This is a genomic window from Luteococcus peritonei, from assembly GCF_039526385.1.
GTDB classification, from domain to species: Bacteria; Actinomycetota; Actinomycetes; order Propionibacteriales; family Propionibacteriaceae; genus Luteococcus; species Luteococcus peritonei.
On sequence record NZ_BAAAIX010000007.1, the window covers coordinates 125,534 to 146,848 of the forward strand.

The following is a 21,315-nucleotide window of genomic DNA, read 5'->3' on the forward strand; positions in this document are numbered from 1 at the left end:
TCAGATGGTGGGCAGCCAGACGCGCATCGGGCTGCTGGCGCGGTTGGCCCACTGGTAGTAGGGGATCAGCGTGGTCTCGCGCTCCTCCTGGTCCACCGCCACCATGTGGCGCAGGTAGAGCGCCTGCGGCTTGCGACGGAAGTTGGCGGGCACCACCAGGGTGGGCAGCTCGTCCTCGCCCCGGTCCTGGGTACGGGCCTCGGTGGTGAAGACCAGGTTCTCCAGCATCGGGTTGTCGACGCCCTCGGCGCAGTAGACCACCGGGCCGCGCAGGGCGGCGCGGCAGCCGCGCACCGCGTCGACGCGCGGGTGCGCGAAGACGAAGCGGGGCTCCATGCGGAAGTCCAGCGTGGCCTCGAAACCGGCCACCAGGGGCTGGTCGAAGTAGCCGTCCACCACCAGGGCGTTGCGGCCGTTGTAGGTGTGGCGCTCGCACCAGCCGGGCACCCGCATCCGGAGTCGGGCGCCGGGGGCGGGGGTGCCCTCGAGGCGGATCTTCACGATGCCGTCGCGCGGGTAGGCGGTCTCGACGACCAGCTGGCCCTCGCCGATCGAGGAGGGCAGGTCGATGCTGCCGTCGACGTACTGCTGGATGCTGAGCGTCTTGTCCTTGGTGGTGGCCACGAAGGAACCCAGGCTGGCGATCAGGCGCACCAGCGAGGTGGGGCAGCAGGTGTGGTTCAGCCACGGCGCGCGGGCGATGCGGTTGTTGTCCTCGTCGCGCTGGCGGCTGCGCACCTGCAGCGGGTTGGAGGAGAAGAAGCTCGTGCCGTCCTCGCCGATGGCGCCGGCCACGGCGTTGTAGACCATCTTCTCGATGGCATCGGCATAGCGGGCCTCACCGGAGAGCAGCAACAGGCGGTGGTTCACGTGCACGGCCGCGACGCTGGCGCAGGTCTCGGCGTAGGCGCGCGAGGCAGGCAGCTCGTAGGGGGCGCCGAAGCTCTCGTCGTAGTGGCGCGAGCCCAGGCCGCCGGTGATGTACTGCTTGGTCATGTGGGCGCTCTCCCAGCGCTTGACCAGGGCCTCGTACAGGGCGCGGTCGCCGGTCTCGGCGTAGACGTCGGCGACGCCGGAGTCGAGGTACATCTGGCGACGGGCGTGACCCAGTGCCTCGACGGCCTCGCGGACCGGCTCGTGGTCCTGGAAGAAGCTGGCGGGCAGCGGGCCCCAGCGCAGCTGCTGCTGGCCGCGACGGTCCAGCAGGGCGCGGGCGGTGTCCAGGTAGGACTGCTCGCCGGTCTCGCGGTAGAGCTCCACCAGCGAGCCCTCGATGCCGGGGTGGCCGTCGTAGCCGTCGCCCTCGGGGCCGAAGACACTGACCACCAGGTCGGCCCACTTGCGCGCCACCGGCATCAGCTCGTCGTGGCCGACACGGGCCAGCGCGACGGCGGCCTTGATCAGGGCAGAGCCGGTGAACAGCTCGTGGCCCATGGCGGCGTCGCTCCAGTGCTCGTAGCCGGGACGCTGGCCCCACGAGTTCACGTAGCCGTCGTCCTGCTGGGCGGCGGTGACCAGCTCGACGGCCTCGGCGAGGAAGTCGGCGTGCTCGCTCTGCCCGGTGCGGCCGATCTCCCAGGCGATCGCCTCGAGCACCTTGTAGACGTCGGCATCGGAGTTGTTGGGGCCGATGTAGTCCTCGTCGCTGCCGATGCGGCGCAGGTTCTCCATGGCCGTGCGCTGCAGCTGCTCGATGACGTGGGGGAGGGTGACGGCCGCATTGCGCTCCTGGAAGCGGCTCAGCCAGCCCTGGCCGGCGGCGTGGATGCTGGTCAGCGGAACGGGGGCCTGCGAGAGCCCGCCCTGGCCGGGGCGGTCGGGGGCGAACATCGCGGGTGTGGCTGCGTGCGGCATCGGGTTCCTCCAGGGCGCTGCGGCGCGCCCAGTCGCGGTCGGACTTGCTAACCCCCACCCTATGAGACTCGGCGCCCCGCTGGCACCGCGATCCCATCGCCGATGGCCCCGTTCTGGTGCTGGAGGCTTCGGCGTGTGGTCTGCGCGGGCGACAGCAGGGACTGCGCCGGGCCGGTCGGGGCAGGTGGTGAGTCCTCACGAGGGACGACTCCCGGTTCGGGGTGGCCGTTCTCCGCGACGGACGGCTGCACGGCTCGGTGGGCCGGGCTTGGCACTCGGCTGCCCATCGCGGCGAGCAGCTGCTGATCGCGGCTTGAACCTGCCGATCACGCCCTGAATGTCCTGATCGCGGCTGTCCGAACAGGGGTGATGCAGCCCTTTGAGCCGTGATGCGCCGCGGGGCGCCTGCCCCGTGAGCCGTGTGCGCTGCGGGGCGCCTGCCATTCGGACCTGGGCGCATCGGCCGCGAAGCTCGTGGCGTGGGGTCGCTGATCGCGGCTTGAACCTGCCGATCACCCCCTGAACGTGCCGATCACGCCCTGAACCGGCGGATCACACCCTGAACATGCCGATCACGGCTGTTCGAACAGGGGCGATGCTGCTCGCCGAGCCGTGATGTGCCACGGGCTCGCGCTGTCCGGACCCCGGGGTGCTGGCCATGGCAGCGCACGCCTCACACGTCGTGTCCCGTCTGGGACGTCGCGCCCCCCCTGGTTCCACCTCGCGCTGGCTGGTTCCACCTCGCGCCTGCTGGTTCCACGTCGCGCTGGCTGGTTCCACGTCGCGCCTGCTGGTTCCACGTCGCGCTGGCTGGTTCCACGTCGCGCTGGCTGGTTCCACGTCGCGCCTGCTGTCTCCACGTTGCGCCTCGCGAGCAACGTTGCGCGTGGAGTGCCGCGCGCGACGTTGCTCCAGGGGCGCGACGTGGTGTGGATGGGCGCGACGTGATGCGGTCGTGGGCGGAGTGGGCAGGAGTGGCCGTGCGGGGTCTGTGCCCCGGAGCGTGGCCCGGGCTGCGGTGCGCCGAGTGCGACGCCCCGGGGGTCGCCCAGGACGGGGCGTGCAGGGAGCAAGGCTGAACCTGTGGCTCAGGGTTGGTGGATCCGACGCTGCCGGGAGGGCTTGGCCCGTGGGATGCCGCGATTCCTTGCAGGACACGGATCACGAGAGAATTTGCGGCGGCGAGGGCCACGGACACGCGTGAAAGGCCTGAGGTGAAGCTGAAATGACATCAACTTCTTCACAATGTAGGTCGTCAGACTCATAGAGTCAGGGCACAGCCATTCCCCCGAATGGCTCGTCGGTCGCTCCCCCGAACGACCGGCTCACCGAAGAGTCTGGAGACGTCGATGATGTATGCACTGGCACTCGTCGTCGGCCTGTGGATGACCGCTCTGCTGGTCGTCGCACTCGCCGGCAGGAGCACGGCCGACATCGATCGGGCTCTCAGCTCTGACGAGCAGATCGTCGTCAGCACCCCCGAGCTGATCCCGCCCACCCCGGCACCTTGGTCGCGTAGCGACCATCCCGTGGTGGCCGCCTGATCGTGCCCGAACCCACAGGGCCGCAGCCTCCTGGCTGCGGCCCTGCTGTTCTTCCCGGAGAAGGTGGCGACGGCCGCCCCTGTCTGGTCCGGGCCCAACCCTGAAAACCGTCCCCTCGATCGGCTGGATCGACGATGTCCGGCCGAAAACCAGATCGAGGCGTCGGATCCCAGGGTTGGATGGGTGACTCAGGCCTGTGGCGCACCCTCCAGGATGGCGCGGCTGGCGGAGACGCCCAGGCGGGTGGCGCCGGCGTCCACCATGGCCTGCGCGGTCTCCCGGTCGCGGATGCCGCCAGAGGCCTTGACGCCCAGACGGCCGCCCACGGTGGTGGCCATCAGCTCGACGGCGTGCACGGTGGCACCGCCCGCGGCGTGGAAGCCGGTGGAGGTCTTCACGAAGTCTGCGCCGGCGGCCTCGGCGGCCTGACAGGCGGCGACGATCTCCTCATCGGTCAGCGCAGCCGCCTCGATGATGACCTTCAGCACCTTGGGGGAGGGGACCTCGGCCTTGACCGCGGCGATCTCCTCCTGCACGGCCTGGGCATGGCCCGCCTTGAGCAGGCCGATGTCGATCACCATGTCCACCTCGTCGGCGCCGGCAGCCACCGACTCACGTGCCTCCGCGGCCTTCATCGCGGCGCTGTGCTTGCCCGAGGGGAAGCCGCAGACGGTGGCCAGCTTGACCTCGCCCCTGTCGGTGGCGGCGCCGAGCATGTTGGGCGAGATGCAGATCGAGTAGGTGCCCAGCTCCTTGGCCTCGGCCACCAGGGCGGCGACATCGGCCGGCGTGGCATCGGTCTTCAGCAGGGTGTGGTCCATCAGCTGTGCCATCTGCGTGGCGTTCATCTCGGTCATGGCCCAAGCCTAGTGCGGTGGGAGCGGCCAGGCCGCGGGTGCCGTCGGGGTAGACCCCTGCCCGGGGACGCAGCGGCCGGCGGCAGCCACGGGCTGCCGCCGGCTGAAGGGCGTGACGGGGGCCCGGTCAGGCGCTGGCGAGTTCCTGCGCGGGCTCGTGGTGCATCAGGCGACGCAGCACCACGAAGCGGAAGGCGGTGGCGACGATGCTGGCGACGGCCAGCACGAAGACCTCCGTCGCCCGGCCGCCGGGACGCCCGCCCGCGTGCAGCAGCCAGAGCGCCCCGGAGGTGAGGCCGGTGGCGACGCCGAAGGCCAGCAGGCCGCCGGTGTGGTCGCGCAGCAGGTTCTTCGAGCCGGTGACCCCGAAGGTGAGACGTCGGTTCACGGCGGTGTTGCCCACGGCGGTCACCAGGTTCGCCACCAGGTTGGAGGCCTGCGGCCCCAGCCCCATCCGCAGCAGCAGGTAGAGCGCGAAGTAGGCCAGCGTCGAGCCCACCCCGACGGCCGCGAAGCGCACCATCTGGCCGAACAGGGCGTTGGTGCCGGGGGCGTGCTCGGGGCGGTGGAGCGCCTCGCGGACCCGGGTCAGCGGGATGGAGCCGTTGGTCAGGCCACGCATCAGGCGGGCGACGCCGCGCAGGTCCTCGGTGGCGGTGCTGACGATGTTCACCGTCGTGCCCGGGTCGTCCACCCAGTCCACCGGCACCTCGTGGGTGCGCAGCCCGGCGCGCTGGGCCAGCACCAGCATCTCGGTGTCGAAGAACCAGTTGTTGTCCTCCACCAGCGGCAGCAGCTCCTGGGCCACGTCGCGCCGGATCGCCTTGAAGCCGCACTGCGCATCCGAGAAGGAGGCTCGCAGGCTGGTGCGCAGGATCAGGTTGTAGGAGCGGGAGATGAACTCGCGCTTGGGGCCGCGCACCACCTGGGCGCCGGAGGCCAGCCGGGAGCCGATCGCCAGGTCGGAGTGGCCGCTGACCAGCGGGGAGACCAGGGGCAGCAGGGCCCGCAGGTCGGTGGACAGGTCGACGTCCATGTAGGCCTGCACGTCGGCCTCGGAGGCCAGCCAGACCTGGCGCAGCGCCCGGCCGCGGCCCTTCTGGTCCAGGTGCACGGCGTGCACGTGGGACATGGTGCGGGTGAGGCGGGTGGCGATCTCCCAGGTGGCGTCGGTGGAGGCGTTGTCGGCGATGGTGATCTGCCAGCCGTAGGGGAAGTCGCTGGTGAGGTGGTGGTGCAGCCGGCGCACCGAGGACTCCAGGTCCTCGGCCTCGTTGTAGACCGGGATGATGATGTCGACGGTGGCGGTGCGCGAGGCGCTGGCCTCGGGCTCGTAGGGCTGCGGTGCGGTGGCCGGGACGATCTCGGTGGTGCTCATCCGTGTTCCGTTCTCGTGGTTCGGGCTGGGGAGCCGGCTGCCTGCCGGTGATGGTCCCCACTCCATCGACGGGGCTTGTGGCGGCCCTGTCGCATGTCTGTGCCGGGGCTGTGAGGTGGTCTGCCCGGCCGGCGGCTACTCCCGGCGCGACGAAGGGCCGGCCCGTGGTGGACCGGCCCTTCATGCCATCGACCCAATGCCGCCACGCTCGGCTCGGGGAGGGCCCGTTGCGGGCGAATCCGTGCGAAGCCTGGCGACGTCGGATCGATGGGTGATGGTCAGCATGATCTGCGGCGGACCAGCTCGGTGCGCCGCAGATCAGCTCGGTGCGGGTGGCTCAGTTTGGTGCGGCGGTTCAGTTCTGCGTGAGGTCGTAGACGGTGGTGCCGTCGACGGTCTGCGCGGTGAAGGTGGCCGCCACCCACTCGGCGATCTGTGCGGCGTCGTCCGAGCCGGAGCTGGCCTGGCCGCCCATCCCGACGCTGCCGCCGATGAACCAGTGGACCTTGCCCTGGGCCACCAGGGCCTTGAACTGCTCCAGGGTGGGCGCCGGATCGGTGCCGTTGAAGCCGCCCAGGGCGATCACCGGCTGCTCGGTGGCCAGCTGGTAGCTGGCCGCGTTCTGGGCGCCGGTGGTGGCGGCCACCCAGGTGTAGGCGTCAGCGTCGGAGAGCAGCAGCGCCTTCAGCTCGTCGCTCACGCTGGCGCCGCCCAACAGGCCCCCTGCACCGCCGCCGCGGGAGGTGCCACCCGGGGCGCCGGTCTGGGAGGTGCCGGTCTGGGAGGTGCCGGTCTGGGTCGAGGACCCGCCCTGCGTGGTGCTGCCGGTCTGGGTGGACCCGGTGCCCGTCTGGCTGGTGCCGGTCGACGTGGACCCGGTGCCGTTGCCGGTGGTGCCGTTGCCGGTGGTGCCGGGGGCCTGGCCCATGCCGGCAGGGGGCTGGCCACCGCCACGACCGCCGCCGGGGCCGCCCGCGCCGCCACCCATCCCGCCACTCACCGGGCCGGCGGTCACGATGGAGCCGGTGTGCGCGGTCTGCGCGGTGTTGATCGAGTAGGAGGCGGGGCCCGCCAGCGCGGAGAAGACCGCCAGCACCAAGGCGGTGCGGGTCACGGCCTCGGGCAGCCGGTCGGCGAAGAGCAGGCCCAGGGCCGCCAGCGTCGCGCCCACGACCACCACCACGCCCAGCGTGGTCCAGGCGCCGCCGGCGCGCATCAGCAGCAGCACCGCCCAGACGCCGGTGGCGGAGGTGGCCACCGCCAGGCCGATACGGGCCGTCAGCAGGTCGCGTCGGTGCCAGAGCACCGCGGCGCCGGTGGCCACCGCGCCGGCGATCGCCGGGGCCAGCGCCACCACGTAGTAGTCGTGGTAGATGCCGCCCATGAAGCTGAAGACGGTGCCGGTCACCAGCAGCCAGCCCAGCCAGACCAGCATCGCGCCGCCCACCTGGGTGGCGGGCGTCGAGTTGTAGCCGGTGGGGGAGGTGGCCGGGCGCAGGTTGTGCCAGGCGGAGCGGCCCAGCACCGCGAAGGCGGTCAGGCAGAGCAGCAGCGCGGCCGGGACGAGCCAGGAGATCATCCCGCCAGAGACGGACTGGAAGAGGCGGAAGGGGCCGACGCCGGAGCTGAAGCCGCCATTGCCCAGGCCACCGGTCTCCTCGCCGGTGATCCGGCCCAGGCCGTTGTAGCCGAAGGCCAGTTCCAGCAGCGAGTTGTTCTGCGAACCGCCCATGTAGGGCCGCCAGCTGGCGGGCACCAGCGAGAAGACCGCCACGTACCAGCCGAAGGAGGCGACGGTGGCGGCCAGCGCCACCAGCAGGTCGACCACCTTGCGGCGCCAGGTGGTGGGTGCCGCCACCGCATAGGCCACGACGAAGGCCGGCAGCACCACGAAGGCCTGCAGCATCTTGGTGAGGAAGCCCAGCCCGATCATCACGCCGGCCAGGGCCAGGTGCTTGCGCGAGGCGGTCTGGCTGGCGCGCACCACGAACCAGGCGGCGCACACCTCCAGCAGCACCAGGAGCGCGTCGGGATTGTTGAAGCGGAACATCAGCGTCGCGGCCGGCGTGAGCGCCAGCGTCGCGGCACCGAACAAGGCGGCGCGGTGGGCCAGCCGGGTCGGGCGCAGGCCGCCGTCGGGGGTGCCCGCCAGGCTGCGGCGGATGGTGGAGAAGAGCACCGCCACCGAGGCCACCCCCATCAGGGCCTCCGGCACCAGGATGCTCCAGGAGCTGAGCCCGAACAGCCGCACCGACAGGCCCATCACCCACAGCGCGGCCGGGGGCTTGTCGACGGTGATGGCATTGCCGCCGTCGAGCGCGCCGAAGAACCAGGCCTTCCAGGAGGTGGAGCCGGCCTGGGCGGCGGCGGAGTAGAAGGAGTTGGCATAGCCGGAGGCCGACAGGCCGATGATGTAGAGCGCGGCGGTGGCCAGCAGGAGCAGGGCCAGTGAGAGGCGGGTCTCCAGTCGGCTGGGCGGCTCGGCCTTGGCGCCGGGGGAGACGGCGCCCGGGGAGACGGCGCCCGGGGAGACGGCACCGGGGGAGACGGCGCCGGGGGAGACGGCGCCGGGGGAGACGGTGGCACGGCTGCCGGACGGGCCGAGGTGGGTCGGGGCGTCGGCGGCACGGGCGTCGTGGGAGGCCGCGGCGGCGCTCCCGGCCCGCGAGGCGACGCGGTGGGCGAGGGCAGAGGTCAAGGACATGGTTCGAGTCAACGGGCGGGCACTGTGCCGGCTGTGTGCTGTCGCTGTGCGCCGTCTGTGAGAGCAGCAGCCCGGTGCAGCGGGCGCTCGACGCCTGTGCCGTGCGCGTCCGCGCGCACGTCGCGCAAGGTCTTCCACCCCGCGCCACTTCCCAGCACCTCGCGCCACTTCCCAGCACCTCGCGCCTCCCGAGCAACGTTGCGCGCGTAATGCGGAGCGCAAGGTTGCGCCCGGAGCGCGAGGTGGAGGTTGGGAGCGCAAGGTGGAGTCGGCACGCGCGAGGTGGAGTCTGCACGCGCGAGGTGGAACCCGGGGCGGCGAGCAGGGTGTGGTCCGGCTAGGCGGTCGATGAGGTGGCTGTCACGCGGGGCGCGACGTGAATACCGGCGCCAGACAACTGGGTGGAACGGCTGGGGTGGAGCAGGACTGCGGCGCGCGGGGTCGTCACCCCGACGCCGCGCCGACGCCTTGGCCGGAGAGGAGCTCGGCCCGGCGCCGGTACGCTTCCCGCATGACCGAGCCGCACGACCCGTCCCCGCAGCGCCCCCGACGGGCGGCCGTCGAGGAGCCCGACGCGTCGTGGAGCCGGCCGGTCGACGAGGCTCCCGGGGCACCGCTGAGTGCCGCCGAACGGGCCCGACGTCGGGCCGCCGCTCGCCCGCGTGGGCGCCACCGCGACGGGGAGCGCACCAGCCACGACCCCAGCGGGCAGACGAGCTGGCCCGCCGCCTCGCAGCGGGAGAGCGGCACGGCCCGCAGCATCGAGCGCGACGGCCGATCCACCGGCTCCGGCGCCACCAGCGCCGGACGGGCGCCGCGTCGCGGCCGCCTGGCGGCCGCCGTGCTGGTGCCGCTGCTGGCCCTGACCGGTGCCGGCGGCTGGTGGTGGCAGACCCACCGCACAGCGCCGACCTCCGTCCCCAGCCCCAGCCCGGCCTCCACCCCCAGCGCCACCGGCGCGGCGGGCACCCCGATCCCCAGCGCCATCGAGGGCCCCGGCCCGGGCACCGTCGAGTCGGTCCGCAAGCACCTGCTGGGCATGGGCTTCACCTGCGAGCGCGAGGACCAGCCCGGCATGGCCTCGTGGACCTGCACCCACTACAGCCAGGCGCCCACCCTGATGGCCTATGTCGGGGGAGCCGACGGGCACCGGCTGGGCCGGGTGAGCCTGAACGTGCAGGACGGCCCGGGCGGCAAGGACCCCAAGGCGCTCGCCCTGCAGCAGTACCTGGCCCAGCAGTTCATCGGCGACGCCGGCCAGGTGCGCCAGGTGCTCGGCGAGGTGCGGGCGGGCAACGAGGAGAAGTACGCCAGCACCGCGCTGGGCCCGGTGGTGACCCGCGGCAGCGGTGACGGCTCCATCGTCCTGTTCGTCAACGGCTGGGTGCCGGATCGGGCCGTCCCGGCCCGGCTGCTGCCCGCCACCCCGCTGGACGCTGCCCTGGCCGAACGTGGCTACGCCTGTGTGGGCAGCGATGTGATCAGCTGCACCCGCACCGCCGGCGGACGCAGCTACGAGGTGGGCTACATCCCCGAGGACCTGGAGGTCAGCTACCTCAAGGTGCGCGTGGTGGGCCCCAAGGGGGAGCAGGCCCGCGCCGAGGGCGCCAAGGAGGTGGACGCCGTGGTCGGGCTCTTCCAGCAGCGCGACGAGATCCGCCGCTGGGTGCGCGCCCACCAGAAGGACACCGGCGCCACCGGCTACCAGGACGGCTTCTCGCTGGACTGGTACCCGCTGATGGCCGAGGGCGGCAAGAACTTCACCGCGCTCTACCTGCGCCAGTCCTGCTGGACCGACACCGTCGAGGCCTGCTGAGACCAACCGCCCCCACCCGGAGGCCGGGCAGGGGGTCGGTGAGGTCAGGTACGGCGCTCAGTCCAGCGGCACACGCAGCGTGAAGCAGGTACGGCCGGGGCTGGAGTCCAGCGAGGCGCTGCCGCCATGGGCCTCCATCACGGCCGCGACGATCGCCAGGCCCAGGCCGGTGGAGCCCTCCTGGCTGTGGGCGCGAGCCGTGTCCGCGCGGGCGAAGCGCTCGAAGGCGTGCTCCTTCACCGACGGGTCGACGCCAGGCCCGTCGTCGGTGACGGTGATCTCCGCGAAACAGCCGACCGCCCGCACCCCGGTGACCACCGAGGTTCCCTCCGGGGTGTGCTTGCGGGCATTGGCCAGCAGGTTGGCCACCACCTGGTGCAGCTTCAGCGCATCGGCGCGGGCCAGCACGTCGCCCTCGGGCAGGTCCAGGCCCCAGCGGTGCGCGGGGGAGGCGACCCGGGCGTCGGAGACGGCATTGAGCACCACCTCCACCACGTCGGTCTCCTGCAGCTCCAGGGTGGGATCGTTGTCCAGCCGGGCCAGCAGCAGCATGTCCTCCACCAGGCGGCTCATCCGTTCGCTCTCCGCCTCGATCCGGCCCATCGCGTACTGGGTGTCGGTGGGCAGGTCCTCACGGCCGCGACGGGTCAGCTCGGCATAGCCGCGGATGGCGGCCAGCGGGTTGCGCAGCTCGTGGGAGGCGTCGGCGACGAACTGGCGCACCTTGGTCTCGGAGCGCTGCCGGGCATCCAGCGCGCCCTCCACGTTGTTCAGCATGTGGTTGAAGGCCTGACCCACCCGGCCCACCTCGTTGGTGGGGTCGGCATCGGCGGGCGCCACGCGCATCGGCAACGCCACCTCGCCGCGGTCCAGCTCCATCGTGGAGACCTCGGTGGCGGTGGCGGCCAGCCGGTTCAGCGGCTTCAGCGCCCCGGTGACCAGGGCATGGGCCAGCGCCATGGCACTCAGCAGCACCAGGCCGGTGAGGGCCAGCTCGGTGAGCACCAGGTCGCGCAGGGTGCGGTTCACCACGTCCAGCGGCAGACCCACCACCTGGGTGACGGCGCCGTCGCTCACCTTGATCACGCGGTAGTCGCCCAGGCCGTCGAGCGACTGGGTGGCGGGCTCGCCGGTGGCGGCCTCGAGCAGCTGCTCGGTCTGCGCGGTGGTGAGCCGGACGAAGCCGCCCTCGATCCACTTCACGCCCGCCTGGTCGGTGGCATTGCTCAGGGCGGTGACCTGGCCCACCTCGGTGCCGGGCTGCGGCCGCTCGAAGCGGCCGTCGCCGCGGTCGAAGCGCTGCGAGCGCTGCAGGGCGCTGCGCAGGTCGTTGTCGACGGTGCCCATCAGCTGGTGGCGCACCGCGATCGTGGAGGCCAGGCCCAGCAGCAGGGCCAGCAGGGTCACCAGCGCCGCCACCCGCAGCACCAGCTGGCGCGACAGGGTGCCGCGCGCCATGGTGCCCAGCGGACTCAGCTCGCTGGCCGGCGGGCGCACCTGGCCGGACGCGGTGGGGGTGCGCGGTGCGTCGCCCTGCCCCACCGGGACGGGCGCCGGGCTCCGGCCCGGACCTGCGGCAGCGGGCTCCGGCGTCGTGACGTCGTGGCGCTCAGTCATCGCTGGCGGGACGCAGCACGTAGCCGGCGCCACGCATGGTGTGGATCATGGGGGCGCGGTCGGCGTCGATCTTCTTGCGCAGGTAGGAGATGTAGAGCTCCACCACGTTGGCCTGGCCGCAGAAGTCGTAGTTCCACACCCGGTCCAGGATCTGCGCCTTGCTGAGCACCCGCTTGGGATTGCGCATCAGGTAGCGCAGCAGCTCGAACTCGGTGGCCGTCAGGTTGATCTGGCTGCCGCCGCGGGTCACCTCGTGGGAGTCCTCGTCGAGGGTGAGGTCGCCCACCACCAGCAGCGAGTCGCTGGACGGGGCGGTGGCGCCGCTGCGGCGCAGCAGGGCGCGCAGTCGGGCGATCACCTCCTCCAGGCTGAAGGGCTTGGTGACGTAGTCGTCGCCGCCGGCGGTGAGCCCGCCGATCCGGTCCGCGACGGCATCCTTGGCGGTCAGGAAGATCACCGGCACGTCGGGCTGGTCGGTGCGGATCCGACGCATCACCTCGAGGCCGTCGAAGTCCGGCAGCATCATGTCCAGCACGATCGCGTCGGGGCGCACCTCACGCGCGGTGCGCACGGCGGCGGTGCCGGAGGCGGCGGTGGAGACCTCCCAGCCCTCGTAGCGCATCGCCATGCTGAGCAGCTCGGTCAGGCTCGGCTCGTCGTCCACGGTGAGCACCCGGATCGGGGAGCCGTCGGGGCGGGTGAGCTGTTCGTTGTTCGCATCAAATCGGGCCATGTGACAACCTTCCTGTCCGACGCCCAGCGGCGGCTGTGCGCTGCCTGTGCGGAGTCTGTGAGCGATGGGGCCCGGCCGGGCCGGCGGATCAGGGGACGTCTCGCACCATGCGCTGCTCGGGGTCCTCGCGACGACGCCGCCCGAACAGGGCGTCCAGTCCGGCCCGGCCGGAGCCGAAGGTGGTCAGCACCAGCGCCAGCAGCGCCTGCACCAGGTTGTGCTCGAAGCCGTCGTTGTGGAAGTAGACGCCGTGGCCCCACTTGAGCCAGGCGATCACCAGCACGTTCATCACCAGGACCGCCAGGGCCACCAGCGGCACCGCCAGGCCCAGCACCAGCATCACGCCGCCCACCGCCTCCAACCCCAGTGCTCCCCAGGCCAGCAGCCCGGGCTGCGGCACGCCGGCCTGCCGCAGCAGGTCCACCTCCTGGGGCATGCCGACGTTCTCCCAGCGGTGCCAGGCATGCAGCACCAGCAGCAGGCCGAAGCCGATGCGGGCCAGCAGCAGGGCCAGGTCCTGCAGGAAACGGACGAAGCCACGCATGGCGATCTCCTCGTGCTCGGGTGCAGCCCAACTCTAGGGTGCAGGCGTCCCGGGGGCGCGACGCGACGCGGCTCAGCTGGGCCGGAAGACCCGGCTGGTGGGCGGTCCGTCGAGCCGTTCTGCGGGACCGGCCACCGGGGCCAGCGCCTCGCTCGGGCTGCGCCTGGCCAGTCGCAGCAGCAGGCCGCCCAGCGAGATCCCGAAGCTGGAGCCGGCCGCCAGCAGCACGGCGGTCAGCGCGCAGTCGGTGAGCAGTGCCGAGGCGGACTCCTGCTGGCCCGCGCGGCTGTTGAAGAGCACCGCGAAGATGCCGCGGTAGAGCAGCAGGCCCGGCATCAGTGCCGCCACCGACGTGGTCACCAGCGCCACCAGCGGGGTGCGGATCGGGTGGCTGACCAGTCGGGCCACCAGCCCGACGCCGATCGCGGCCACGCCGCTGGCGGCCGGTGCGGAGGGCAGCAGGTGCCAGACCGCCAGGTAGGCCGCCTGGGCCATCACCCCCAGCAGCATCGCGGCGGGCAGCGAGCGGGGCTCCAGGGTGCAGCTGACCGCGAAGCAGCCCGCCACCAGGCCGCCGGCGAGCAGGCGCAGCCAGACGGAGGCCTCGTCGCCGGCGGTGGGCGAGAGCTGGGCCGAGACCCCCAGCAGCAGCCCCAGCGACAGGGTGGTCATCAGCCCCACGACGATGGCGGCGGTCAGCACGGTCACCTCCAGCACGCGCGCCGCTGCGCTCAGGTAGTAGCCGTCGACGGCATCGGAGGCGGCTCCCACCACGCCGATGCCGGCCAGCAGCGAGACCATCCCGGCGGCCACCGCCAGGGAGGGGGAGGGCAGCGGAAGTCCGTCGGGCAGCACGGGGCGAAGCACCAGCAGCCCCAGCCCCAGACCGGTGGGCAGCACGGCCGACAGCGCCTGGGTGAAGAAGTTGCTCATGCCTCGTGAGGCCAGGCCGCGCCGCACCAGCTCCACCAGCAGGGTGGCCAGCATGCAGGCGGCGATGTCGGCCCAGCCACCGTCCAGTAGCAGCGCCACGCCGCCGCCCAGCAGGCCCGCGGCCAGCAGGCTGAGCCACCGCTGGTAGCCGTGCGGTTCCGCGCTGATGTGGTGCAGCCGGGCGCGCACCGTCTCGACGGCGAGGCCGTCGTGGTCGACGCTGCCCACCAGGCTCTCCACGCGGGCCAGCCGGTCGTAGTCCTGGGCGCCCGTGGGGGCCAGCCGCATCACCGTCATGGGCAGCGCTCCCGGCACCTCGGCGCTGACCACGATCCGGGTGTAGGTGACGTCGACGCCCAGCGCCACGCCGAAGGAGCGTCCCAGCCGGGTGGCCTGGGCCGTGGTGGCGGCGGCGCTGGCCCCGGAGGCGAGCAGCAGCTCGGAGGCCTGGATGGCCAGGTCGATCACCTCGCGGGCCTGCTCCGCGGTGGTCCCGGGATCGTTGGCCAGGGCATGCTCGCGCCGGGCGCTGGAGTGCGCATGGGCGACGGGCCGGGGCCCGAAGGCGCGGGGTCTGCTGGCAGGCACGGTGGACTCCTGGCGGAGGGTGGGCGGGGCCGCAGTCTTTCACGCCGCACCCCGTCCGCGGGCAGGTCGCGAGAGCGCGGTCAGCAGACGGACAGCCCCGTGGTGGGCAATTGTGCGCAAGGTTGGTGGGCACGGCTGCGAGGGGTGTTGGATGGGGGCCATGTTCGACGTCCTGGACTTCAGCTTCTCCACCAGCCAACGGATCCGCTTCGCGGCAGGGGCGGTGGCCGAGCTGCCGGAGCTCGTCGCGCCGCTGGGCGGTCGCGTGATGCTGCTCACCGGCTCACGCCCCGACCGCCACGATGCGCTGCTCGGTGGGCTCGACGTGGTGGCGCGCCATGCGGTGGGCCACGAGCCCACCATGGACGATGCCCGCCAGGCGGTGGCCGTGGCGCGCGAGGCCGGCACCGAGGTGGTGCTGGCGATCGGCGGCGGCTCGGTCATCGACCTGGGCAAGGCGGTCGGCATCCTGCTGGCGGGCGAGGGTGACCCGATGGACCATGCCGAGGTGATCGGCCGCGGCCTGCCGCTGCCCGCCACCTCCGTCCCGGTGGTGGCCGTGCCCACCACGGCCGGCACCGGCAGCGAGGTCAGCGCCAATGCGGTGCTCGCCTCCCCGGAGCACCAGGTGAAGGTGAGCCTGCGCAGTCCCGCCATGCTGCCGCGCGTCGCGCTGGTGGACCCCGAACTGACGCTGGCCTGCCCGCCGGAGGTGACTGCCAGCTCCGGGATGGATGCGCTCACCCAGGTGATCGAGCCCTACACCTCCCCCTTCGCCACCCCGATGACCGACGGCTTCTGCCGCGCCGGGATGGAGGCCGCCGCCCGCGGCCTGCGCGAGGCCTTCATCGACGGCAGCAACCTGCAGGCGCGCACCGACATGGCGCTCTGCTCGCTGATGGGTGGCCTGTCGCTGGCCAATGCCAAGCTGGGCGCGGTGCACGGGCTGGCCGGCCCGCTGGGCGGCATGACCGGCGCCCCGCACGGCGCCATCTGCGCGGCGCTGCTGCCGGCCGTCACCGCCGCCAATGTCGCGGCGCTGGGCCAGCGTGAGCCCGACAGCCCTGCCCTGGGTCGCTATGTGGATGCTGCCGAGCTGCTCACCGGCGTCGCCGAGGTGGAGGCGCTGGTGGCCTGGCTGGGGGAGACGGTGCGCACCCTGGAGATCGGTGGCCTGGCCGAGCTGGGCCTGACCGAGGACCGGATCGAGGAGGCCGTCGAGAAGGCGGCGCGATCCAGTTCCATGAAGGGCAATCCGGTGGTGCTCACCGCCGAGGAGCTGCGCTTCGTGCTCACCGGGTCGATGTGACGTGCTGGTCCTGCTGCCGCCCAGCGAGGGCAAGGCGACCGCGCGCCGCGGCCGCCCGATGGATCTGGACTCCCTCGGCTTCCCTGAGCTGACCGAACCGAGGCTGCGCGTGATGGAGGCGCTCGCCTCCGTGAGCGCTCGCGACGACGCGCTGACGGTGCTGAAGGTGGGTGCCTCGCTCCACGACGAGGTGCGGGCCAACACCCGGCTGCTCACCGCCCCCGCGCTGCGCGCCCGCGAGCTCTACACCGGGGTGCTCTACGACGCGCTGGACCTGGCCAGCCTGTCGGCAGGGGAGTCCCGACGGGCCTCCAGCCGGCTGCTGGTGGCCTCTGCGCTGCACGGCATGCTGCGGCTCAACGACCGGGTCAGCCCCTACCGGTTGTCGATGGACGTGGACCTGCCGGGCGTCGGGCCGCTCGGGCGCTTCTGGGCGCCGCTGCTGGCCGAGGTGATGCCCGCCCAGGTGGGGCAGGGGATCGTCGTGGACTGCCGCTCCACGAGCTATCGGGCCGGCTGGCGCCCCACCCCGGAGCTGGCCGACCGCTGGGTGGTGGTGGACGTGCCGGGCGCTTCGCACTGGGCCAAGCACACCCGCGGCCTGGTGGCGCGGCAGCTCTGCCGCACCGACGTGGTGCGCCGGGTCTGCGACCTTCCCGACGCCCTGGGCGAGGGCTTGCGCACCGAGCTGGTGATGCCTGAGCGCCCGGGCCGCCCCTGGACGGCGCTGGTCACCGCCCGCTGAGGCGTGGCCGAAGGACCGGGAAGGACCCGTGCCCCCACGGGGCGCGAATCCTTCCCAGTCCCTGTCCCGCCACGAGCTCTCGCCCGCCGCGTGAGTTCTCCGGCCCGGTGACGGGAGACGCTCAGCGCTGCGGCGTCTGGCGCTCGGTGACGGTCTTGAGGTCCTTGCTGACCTCGAACCTGGTGCGGTTGCCGTTCTTGGTGGCCATGGCGTCGTAGGAGCCGTCGGAGTCCACCATCACCTTCTCGACGGTGGCGGCGGAGTCCTTGGCCTTGACCGCAGCGGTGACCTGCTGGACCTGCTGGGCGGTGGCCTCGGTGTGGTTGCCATGCCCGCCCCGGCCGCCGCGGCCCTGGTCCGCTGTCACGGTCTTGTAGTCGGCGCTCACCCTGAAGGCGACCCGCTGGCCGGACTTGGTGCCCATGGCGACGAAGCTGCCGTCCTCGTGCTGGCCCACCTTCTCCACGGTCACGCCGGAGTCCTTGGCCTTGACGGCTGCGGTCACCTTGGCGGTCTGGTCGGTGGTGGCATCGCTGAAGCCGCCCTTGCCGCCGTCACGTCCTGGGCCGCCGGTGCGCTCGGTGACGGTCTTGAGGTCCTTGCTCACCTCGAACATGGTGCGGTTGCCGTTCTTGGTGGCCATGGCGTCGTAGGAGCCGTCGGAGTCCACCATCACCTTCTCGACGGTGGCGGCGGAGTCCTTGGCCTTGACCGCAGCGGTGACCTGCTGGGTCTGCTCGGCCGTGGCCTCGGTGTGGTCGCCACGGCCTCCCGGGCCGCGGTCGCCCTGCTCCCCGCCCTGGCCCTGCTCGCCGTTCTGGCCGCCGCCGGTGCGGGTGGGCGAACCGTAGCTGGACCCGTTGCCGGGGGTGGCGGTCTCCGCATTGGCGGTGATGGCCGCGCCGGCACCGGCCGCCACCACCAAGCCGGCGATCGCGACGCTGGCCAGGCTTGCTGCTCTCTGCTTGTCGGGCATGGTCAACTCCTCGTCGGTCGGCAGACTCTCCGCCGATCCGACCACCAGCGTGGAGCGGCAGTCTGGGGCGGGGCTGGGATGAACCTGTCAGGAGGCTGTGACGGGCTGTGAACCGGTGGTGTCCACGGGCGCTCCCGGGCCGGCGACGTCCTGCGGCCGGGCATGGGCTGCCGAGCGCAGCCGGCTCGACGGGTGCGCGGCGCGCGCATGGCGAACCGCCCGCTCGCGTCGCATCCGGGCCAGCCGCAGCAGCACCCCGGCCAGGTTCGCGCCGAAACCCGAGCCCGCGGCCAGCGCCAGGGCGGTGAGCGAGCAGGTCATCAGCAGCATCGAGGGGTCGTCGCCCAGACCCACGGAGGTGGAGGTGAAGCCGTAGATGGCGCGGTAGAGCAGCAGGCCCGGCATCAGCGGCGCGATGCCCACCGTGATCATCGCCACCATGGGGATCCGCAGCGGCCGCGTGACCAGCCTGGACAGGAAGCCCACCAGCAGCGCCGCCACGCCCACCCGGGCCGGGTAGGAGACCAGCACGGCGTCGGCCAGCTCGTAGACGGCCCACAGCACCACGCCCAGACCGGTGGCGACCACCAGCGAGCGGGGCCCCATGTTGCACAGCACGCCGAAGCTGGCGGCGATGATGCCGGCGGAGACCAGGGCGATGGCGGTGGGCGTGTAGAAGCCCTCTGCCGGGCTGATGTAGGCGGGAACGCCGAGCCGCAGCCCCAGCCACAGGGTGAGCACCAGGCCCATCACGATCCCGCCGGTCATCACGGTCACCTCCACCACGCGGGCACCGGCGGAGATGTAGTAGCCGTCGATGGCGTCACCGGCCGCGGTGACCACGCCCAGACCTGCCAGTAGGGCCACCATGCCGGCCGCGATCACCATCGACGGGGCCACCGCCGCCGCAGTGGGCAGCAGGGGTGCCGTCGCCATGACCAGGAGTCCAGCCAGGGTGGGCACCGCGGCCGCAGCCGCCTGGGCGAAGAAGTTGGCCAGACCCTTGAGCACCAGTTCGGAGCGCACCAGCTCGGAGGCGCCGGTGGCCAGGAAGGCCACCAGGATGTCTGCCCAGCTGCCGCCCAGCAGCATGGCCACCGCGCCGCCCATCACGGCCGCGGCCACCAGCAGCACCCAGCGGCGGTAGACCCGCGGCTCGGAGACGATGCGGCGCAGCTGGTCGCGGGCGTCGGGCAGCGGGAGCCGATCCTCCTCGATCCGAGCCACCAGCGTCTCGAGCCGGGTGAGCCGGTCGTACTCCACCCCGCCGGGAGCCACCGAGCGCATGATCGTGATCGGATCGGCCGCGATGGAGGGCTGGTAGCTCAGGATGATGCGGGTGTAGGTGACGTCGACGTGGATCGGCAGGCCGTAGGCGCGGGCGACGTGGCGCAGCATCTGGGTGGTGCGGGCGGTGCCGGCACCGGAGGCCAGGCAGAGTTCACCCAGGCGCATGGTGAGGTCCGTGATGGAGCGGGCGATGGCCGACTCGGCGTCGGCACTCTCCTGCTCGGCCGCTGCCTGGCGCTGGCGACGGTAGGCGTGGTCCAGCCGACGCTGGGCCTCGGCCAGCCGGTTGCGGGGCGTCATGGGGGATCGTGCTCCTGCTGCCGTGGGGGTTCAGGGCGCCGATTCTTCCAGAGCTGGACGCCTCCGTGCACCCCTGTCCGGCGCCATCCGTCGGGGCCCTGCCGGGACCCGCGGCGACGCCGTCGGTGCCGCCCGCGTGCGGTCCTCCGGGGCTGCGGAACTGGCTGGTTCCTCGCACTGCGGCTCGGCCAGCATGATCGAGATGATGGCGGTGAGACCTTCGCGGATGTCGTCGCCGGTGACGAGGTCCTCGCGCTTCTTGATCATGCCCCAGTGCCACGGCGGACCCGCGCACGGCGCCGCTGTTGCCCCGCAGCTCCGAATCTGCCCCACGGCCCGGTCTGGTCAGCCCACCCCGACAGCTGCCGATGGCCGCCCCGTCGCGCCCTCAGGTCGCGTCGTGCCCCCGTCTCCCACCCCGCGACCCGGGCATCACGCCGCGCCTCCAGCGTCACGTCGCGCCCCTGGGGTTCACCTTGCGCCCCATGAGCAACCTTGCGCCCGGAATTACGCGCGCAACGTTGCTGGGGAGGCGCGACGTGGGTGGAGGAGGCGCGAGGTGGGCGGGCGAGGCGCGACGTGGGTGGAGGAGGCGCGAGGTGGGCGGGCGAGGCGCGAGGTGGGCGGGCGAGGCGCGAGGTGGGCGGGCGAGGCGCGAACTGGTCGCTCAGGCCTTCTGGACCCGCTTCTTCACGGCATAGCTGATGGCCAGCAGGGCGATCCACAGCGGCCCCACCACCAGCGCCATCCGGTAGCTCTCGATGAAGCCCATCAGCACCACCACGCCGGCCAGGAAGGCCAGCACCACGATGTTGGAGACGGGGTGGAAGGGCATCCTGAAGGCCAGGTCACGGGCCCCCTCGCCGATCCGGCGTCGGAACTTCATCTGGGTGATGACGATGATGGTCCAGTTCAGGATGCCGGCGAAGAGCGCCACCGAGATCACCGGCAGGAAGACCTTGCCGGGCAGCAGATAGTTGAGCAGCACGGCCAGGGCGGTGACGCAGGAGCTGGCCAGCACGCCGGCCCACGGCGAGCCGGCCCCGTTCACCCGGCCCAGGAAGGCCGGCGCATTGCCCTGGCGTGCCAGCGCGTAGAGCATCCGGCCGTTGGAGTAGAGCCCGGAGTTGTAGGCGCTGACGGCGGCGGTGAGCACCACGACGTTGAGGATGGTGGCGGCGCCCGCGATGCCCAGCTGGGAGAAGATGCTCACGAAGGGCGACTCGTCGGTGCCCAGCCCGCTCCACGGGAAGATGGCCAGCATCACGAAGATGGCGCCCACGTAGAAGAGCAGGATGCGCCAGACCACCTGGTTGATCGCCTTGGGGATGGAGCGGCCGGGGTCGTGCGCCTCGCCGGCCGTGATGCCCACCAGCTCCACGCCGCCGAAGCTGAAGAGCACCACGACGGTGGCCATCACCAGCCCGGACAGGCCGTTGGGCAGGAAGCCGCCATGGCTCCACAGGTTGGAGATGCCGGTGGCCTGGCCGCCGTTGCCCCAGCCGAAGCAGATGATGCCCAGGCCGAAGACGATCATGGCGATGATGGCGATCACCTTGATGATGGCGAACCAGAACTCGAACTCGCCGTAGGCCTTCACGCTGACCAGGTTCACCAGGGTCACCAGCACCAGGAAGACCGCCGAGGAGAGCCACAGCGGCACCTGCGGCAGCCAGAACTGCACGTAGCTGCCCACCACCACCAGCTCGGCCATCGAGACCGCGATGTAGTTGAACCAGTAGTTCCAGCCGGAGAAGAAGCCGGGGAACTCGCCCCAGTTGCGGTAGGCGTAGTAGCTGAAGGCACCCGAGGTGGGGGTGTCGACGCTCATCTCGCCCAGCGCCCGCACCACCAGGAAGATCACGGCCCCGCAGACCAGGTAGGCCAGCAGGACGGCGGGCCCGGCCATCGAGATCGACTCGCCGGCGCCGTAGAACAGCCCGGTACCGATCGCACCGCCCAGCGCGATCAGCTGGATGTGGCGGTTGCGCAGGTCCCGACGCAGCCCCGGCAGCTCCGAGGCCTGCTCGGGGGTGGGGAGGTCTGCGTGGCTCATGCGGGGCTCCAGTCTGCGGCGGTGGGAACCTGCGCAGTGTAGTCCCGCGGCATCGGCTGCCCCGACGCGTC

At 72.3% G+C, this 21,315-nt stretch carries 16 protein-coding genes; 4 read left to right on the plus strand and 12 right to left on the minus strand.

The window, feature by feature from the left end:
- Positions 1–1,854 (minus strand): glycoside hydrolase family 127 protein, encoded by a 1,854-nt coding sequence (locus ABD073_RS02980; RefSeq protein ID WP_343872285.1) that lies wholly within the window; start codon positions 1,852–1,854, stop codon positions 1–3.
- Positions 1,855–3,203: 1,349 nt separating this feature from the next.
- Here ABD073_RS02980 and ABD073_RS02985 point away from each other — a divergent pair.
- A complete protein-coding gene (locus ABD073_RS02985) occupies positions 3,204–3,398 on the plus strand; it encodes a hypothetical protein (RefSeq protein ID WP_343872286.1) in 195 nt (64 codons plus the stop codon).
- Positions 3,399–3,586: 188 nt separating this feature from the next.
- On the opposite strand, the gene deoC is transcribed toward ABD073_RS02985, so the two are convergent.
- From deoC to ABD073_RS03000, 3 genes are all read right to left on the minus strand, one after another.
- On the minus strand, positions 3,587–4,255 hold the full coding sequence (gene deoC, locus ABD073_RS02990; protein ID WP_343872287.1) for a deoxyribose-phosphate aldolase: 669 nt from the start codon (positions 4,253–4,255) through the stop codon (positions 3,587–3,589).
- A gap of 127 nt (positions 4,256–4,382) precedes the next feature.
- Positions 4,383–5,633: a bifunctional glycosyltransferase family 2/GtrA family protein gene (locus ABD073_RS02995; RefSeq protein ID WP_343872288.1), complete on the minus strand. Its 1,251-nt coding sequence runs from the start codon at positions 5,631–5,633 to the stop codon at positions 4,383–4,385.
- Between the two features lie 355 nt (positions 5,634–5,988).
- Positions 5,989–8,337, minus strand: a complete 2,349-nt coding sequence (locus tag ABD073_RS03000) for a glycosyltransferase family 39 protein (protein ID WP_343872289.1) — start codon at positions 8,335–8,337, stop codon at positions 5,989–5,991.
- A 511-nt stretch (positions 8,338–8,848) separates the two neighbouring features.
- On the opposite strand from ABD073_RS03000, the gene ABD073_RS03005 reads away from it, so the two are divergent.
- Positions 8,849–10,153, plus strand: coding sequence for a hypothetical protein (locus tag ABD073_RS03005; protein ID WP_343872290.1), 1,305 nt, complete (start codon positions 8,849–8,851; stop codon positions 10,151–10,153).
- Positions 10,154–10,210: 57 nt separating this feature from the next.
- Here the strand turns inward: ABD073_RS03005 and ABD073_RS03010 are convergent, their stop codons facing one another.
- The 4 genes from ABD073_RS03010 to ABD073_RS03025 all read right to left on the minus strand — a co-directional run bounded on the left by ABD073_RS03010 (position 10,211) and on the right by ABD073_RS03025 (position 14,568).
- A complete protein-coding gene (locus ABD073_RS03010) occupies positions 10,211–11,770 on the minus strand; it encodes a sensor histidine kinase (RefSeq protein ID WP_343872292.1) in 1,560 nt (519 codons plus the stop codon).
- The gene (locus ABD073_RS03015; RefSeq protein WP_343872294.1) at positions 11,763–12,503 is read right to left on the minus strand and encodes a response regulator transcription factor; all 741 of its coding nucleotides are present in this window, start codon (positions 12,501–12,503) and stop codon (positions 11,763–11,765) included. Before ABD073_RS03015 ends, ABD073_RS03010 begins: the two co-directional genes overlap by 8 nt.
- A gap of 88 nt (positions 12,504–12,591) precedes the next feature.
- Positions 12,592–13,047, minus strand: coding sequence for a DoxX family protein (locus ABD073_RS03020; protein ID WP_343872296.1), 456 nt, complete (start codon positions 13,045–13,047; stop codon positions 12,592–12,594).
- 72 nt (positions 13,048–13,119) lie between these two features.
- Complete coding sequence (locus ABD073_RS03025) at positions 13,120–14,568, minus strand: threonine/serine exporter family protein (RefSeq protein ID WP_343872297.1); 1,449 nt, start codon at positions 14,566–14,568, stop codon at positions 13,120–13,122.
- 160 nt (positions 14,569–14,728) lie between these two features.
- Here ABD073_RS03025 and ABD073_RS03030 point away from each other — a divergent pair, with 160 nt between their 5' ends.
- Together ABD073_RS03030 and ABD073_RS03035 are read left to right on the plus strand one after the other, a co-directional pair.
- Positions 14,729–15,877, plus strand: a complete 1,149-nt coding sequence (locus ABD073_RS03030) for an iron-containing alcohol dehydrogenase (RefSeq protein ID WP_343872298.1) — start codon at positions 14,729–14,731, stop codon at positions 15,875–15,877.
- Between the two features lies 1 nt (position 15,878).
- Positions 15,879–16,622 carry a YaaA family protein gene (locus tag ABD073_RS03035; RefSeq protein WP_343872299.1) on the plus strand — a complete coding sequence of 248 codons (744 nt, stop codon included), beginning with the start codon at positions 15,879–15,881 and terminating at the stop codon, positions 16,620–16,622.
- 121 nt (positions 16,623–16,743) lie between these two features.
- Here ABD073_RS03035 and ABD073_RS03040 read toward each other — a convergent pair whose 3' ends face one another.
- From ABD073_RS03040 to ABD073_RS03055, 4 genes are all read right to left on the minus strand, one after another.
- The gene (locus tag ABD073_RS03040) at positions 16,744–17,598 is read right to left on the minus strand and encodes a hypothetical protein (RefSeq protein WP_343872300.1); all 855 of its coding nucleotides are present in this window, start codon (positions 17,596–17,598) and stop codon (positions 16,744–16,746) included.
- Positions 17,599–17,685: 87 nt separating this feature from the next.
- The gene (locus tag ABD073_RS03045; protein ID WP_343872301.1) at positions 17,686–19,188 is read right to left on the minus strand and encodes a threonine/serine exporter family protein; all 1,503 of its coding nucleotides are present in this window, start codon (positions 19,186–19,188) and stop codon (positions 17,686–17,688) included.
- Between the two features lie 30 nt (positions 19,189–19,218).
- Positions 19,219–19,455 carry a hypothetical protein gene (locus ABD073_RS03050; protein ID WP_343872302.1) on the minus strand — a complete coding sequence of 79 codons (237 nt, stop codon included), beginning with the start codon at positions 19,453–19,455 and terminating at the stop codon, positions 19,219–19,221.
- Positions 19,456–19,855: 400 nt separating this feature from the next.
- On the minus strand, positions 19,856–21,244 hold the full coding sequence (locus tag ABD073_RS03055; RefSeq protein ID WP_343872303.1) for an amino acid permease: 1,389 nt from the start codon (positions 21,242–21,244) through the stop codon (positions 19,856–19,858).
- Between the last annotated feature and the right edge of the window lie 71 nt (positions 21,245–21,315).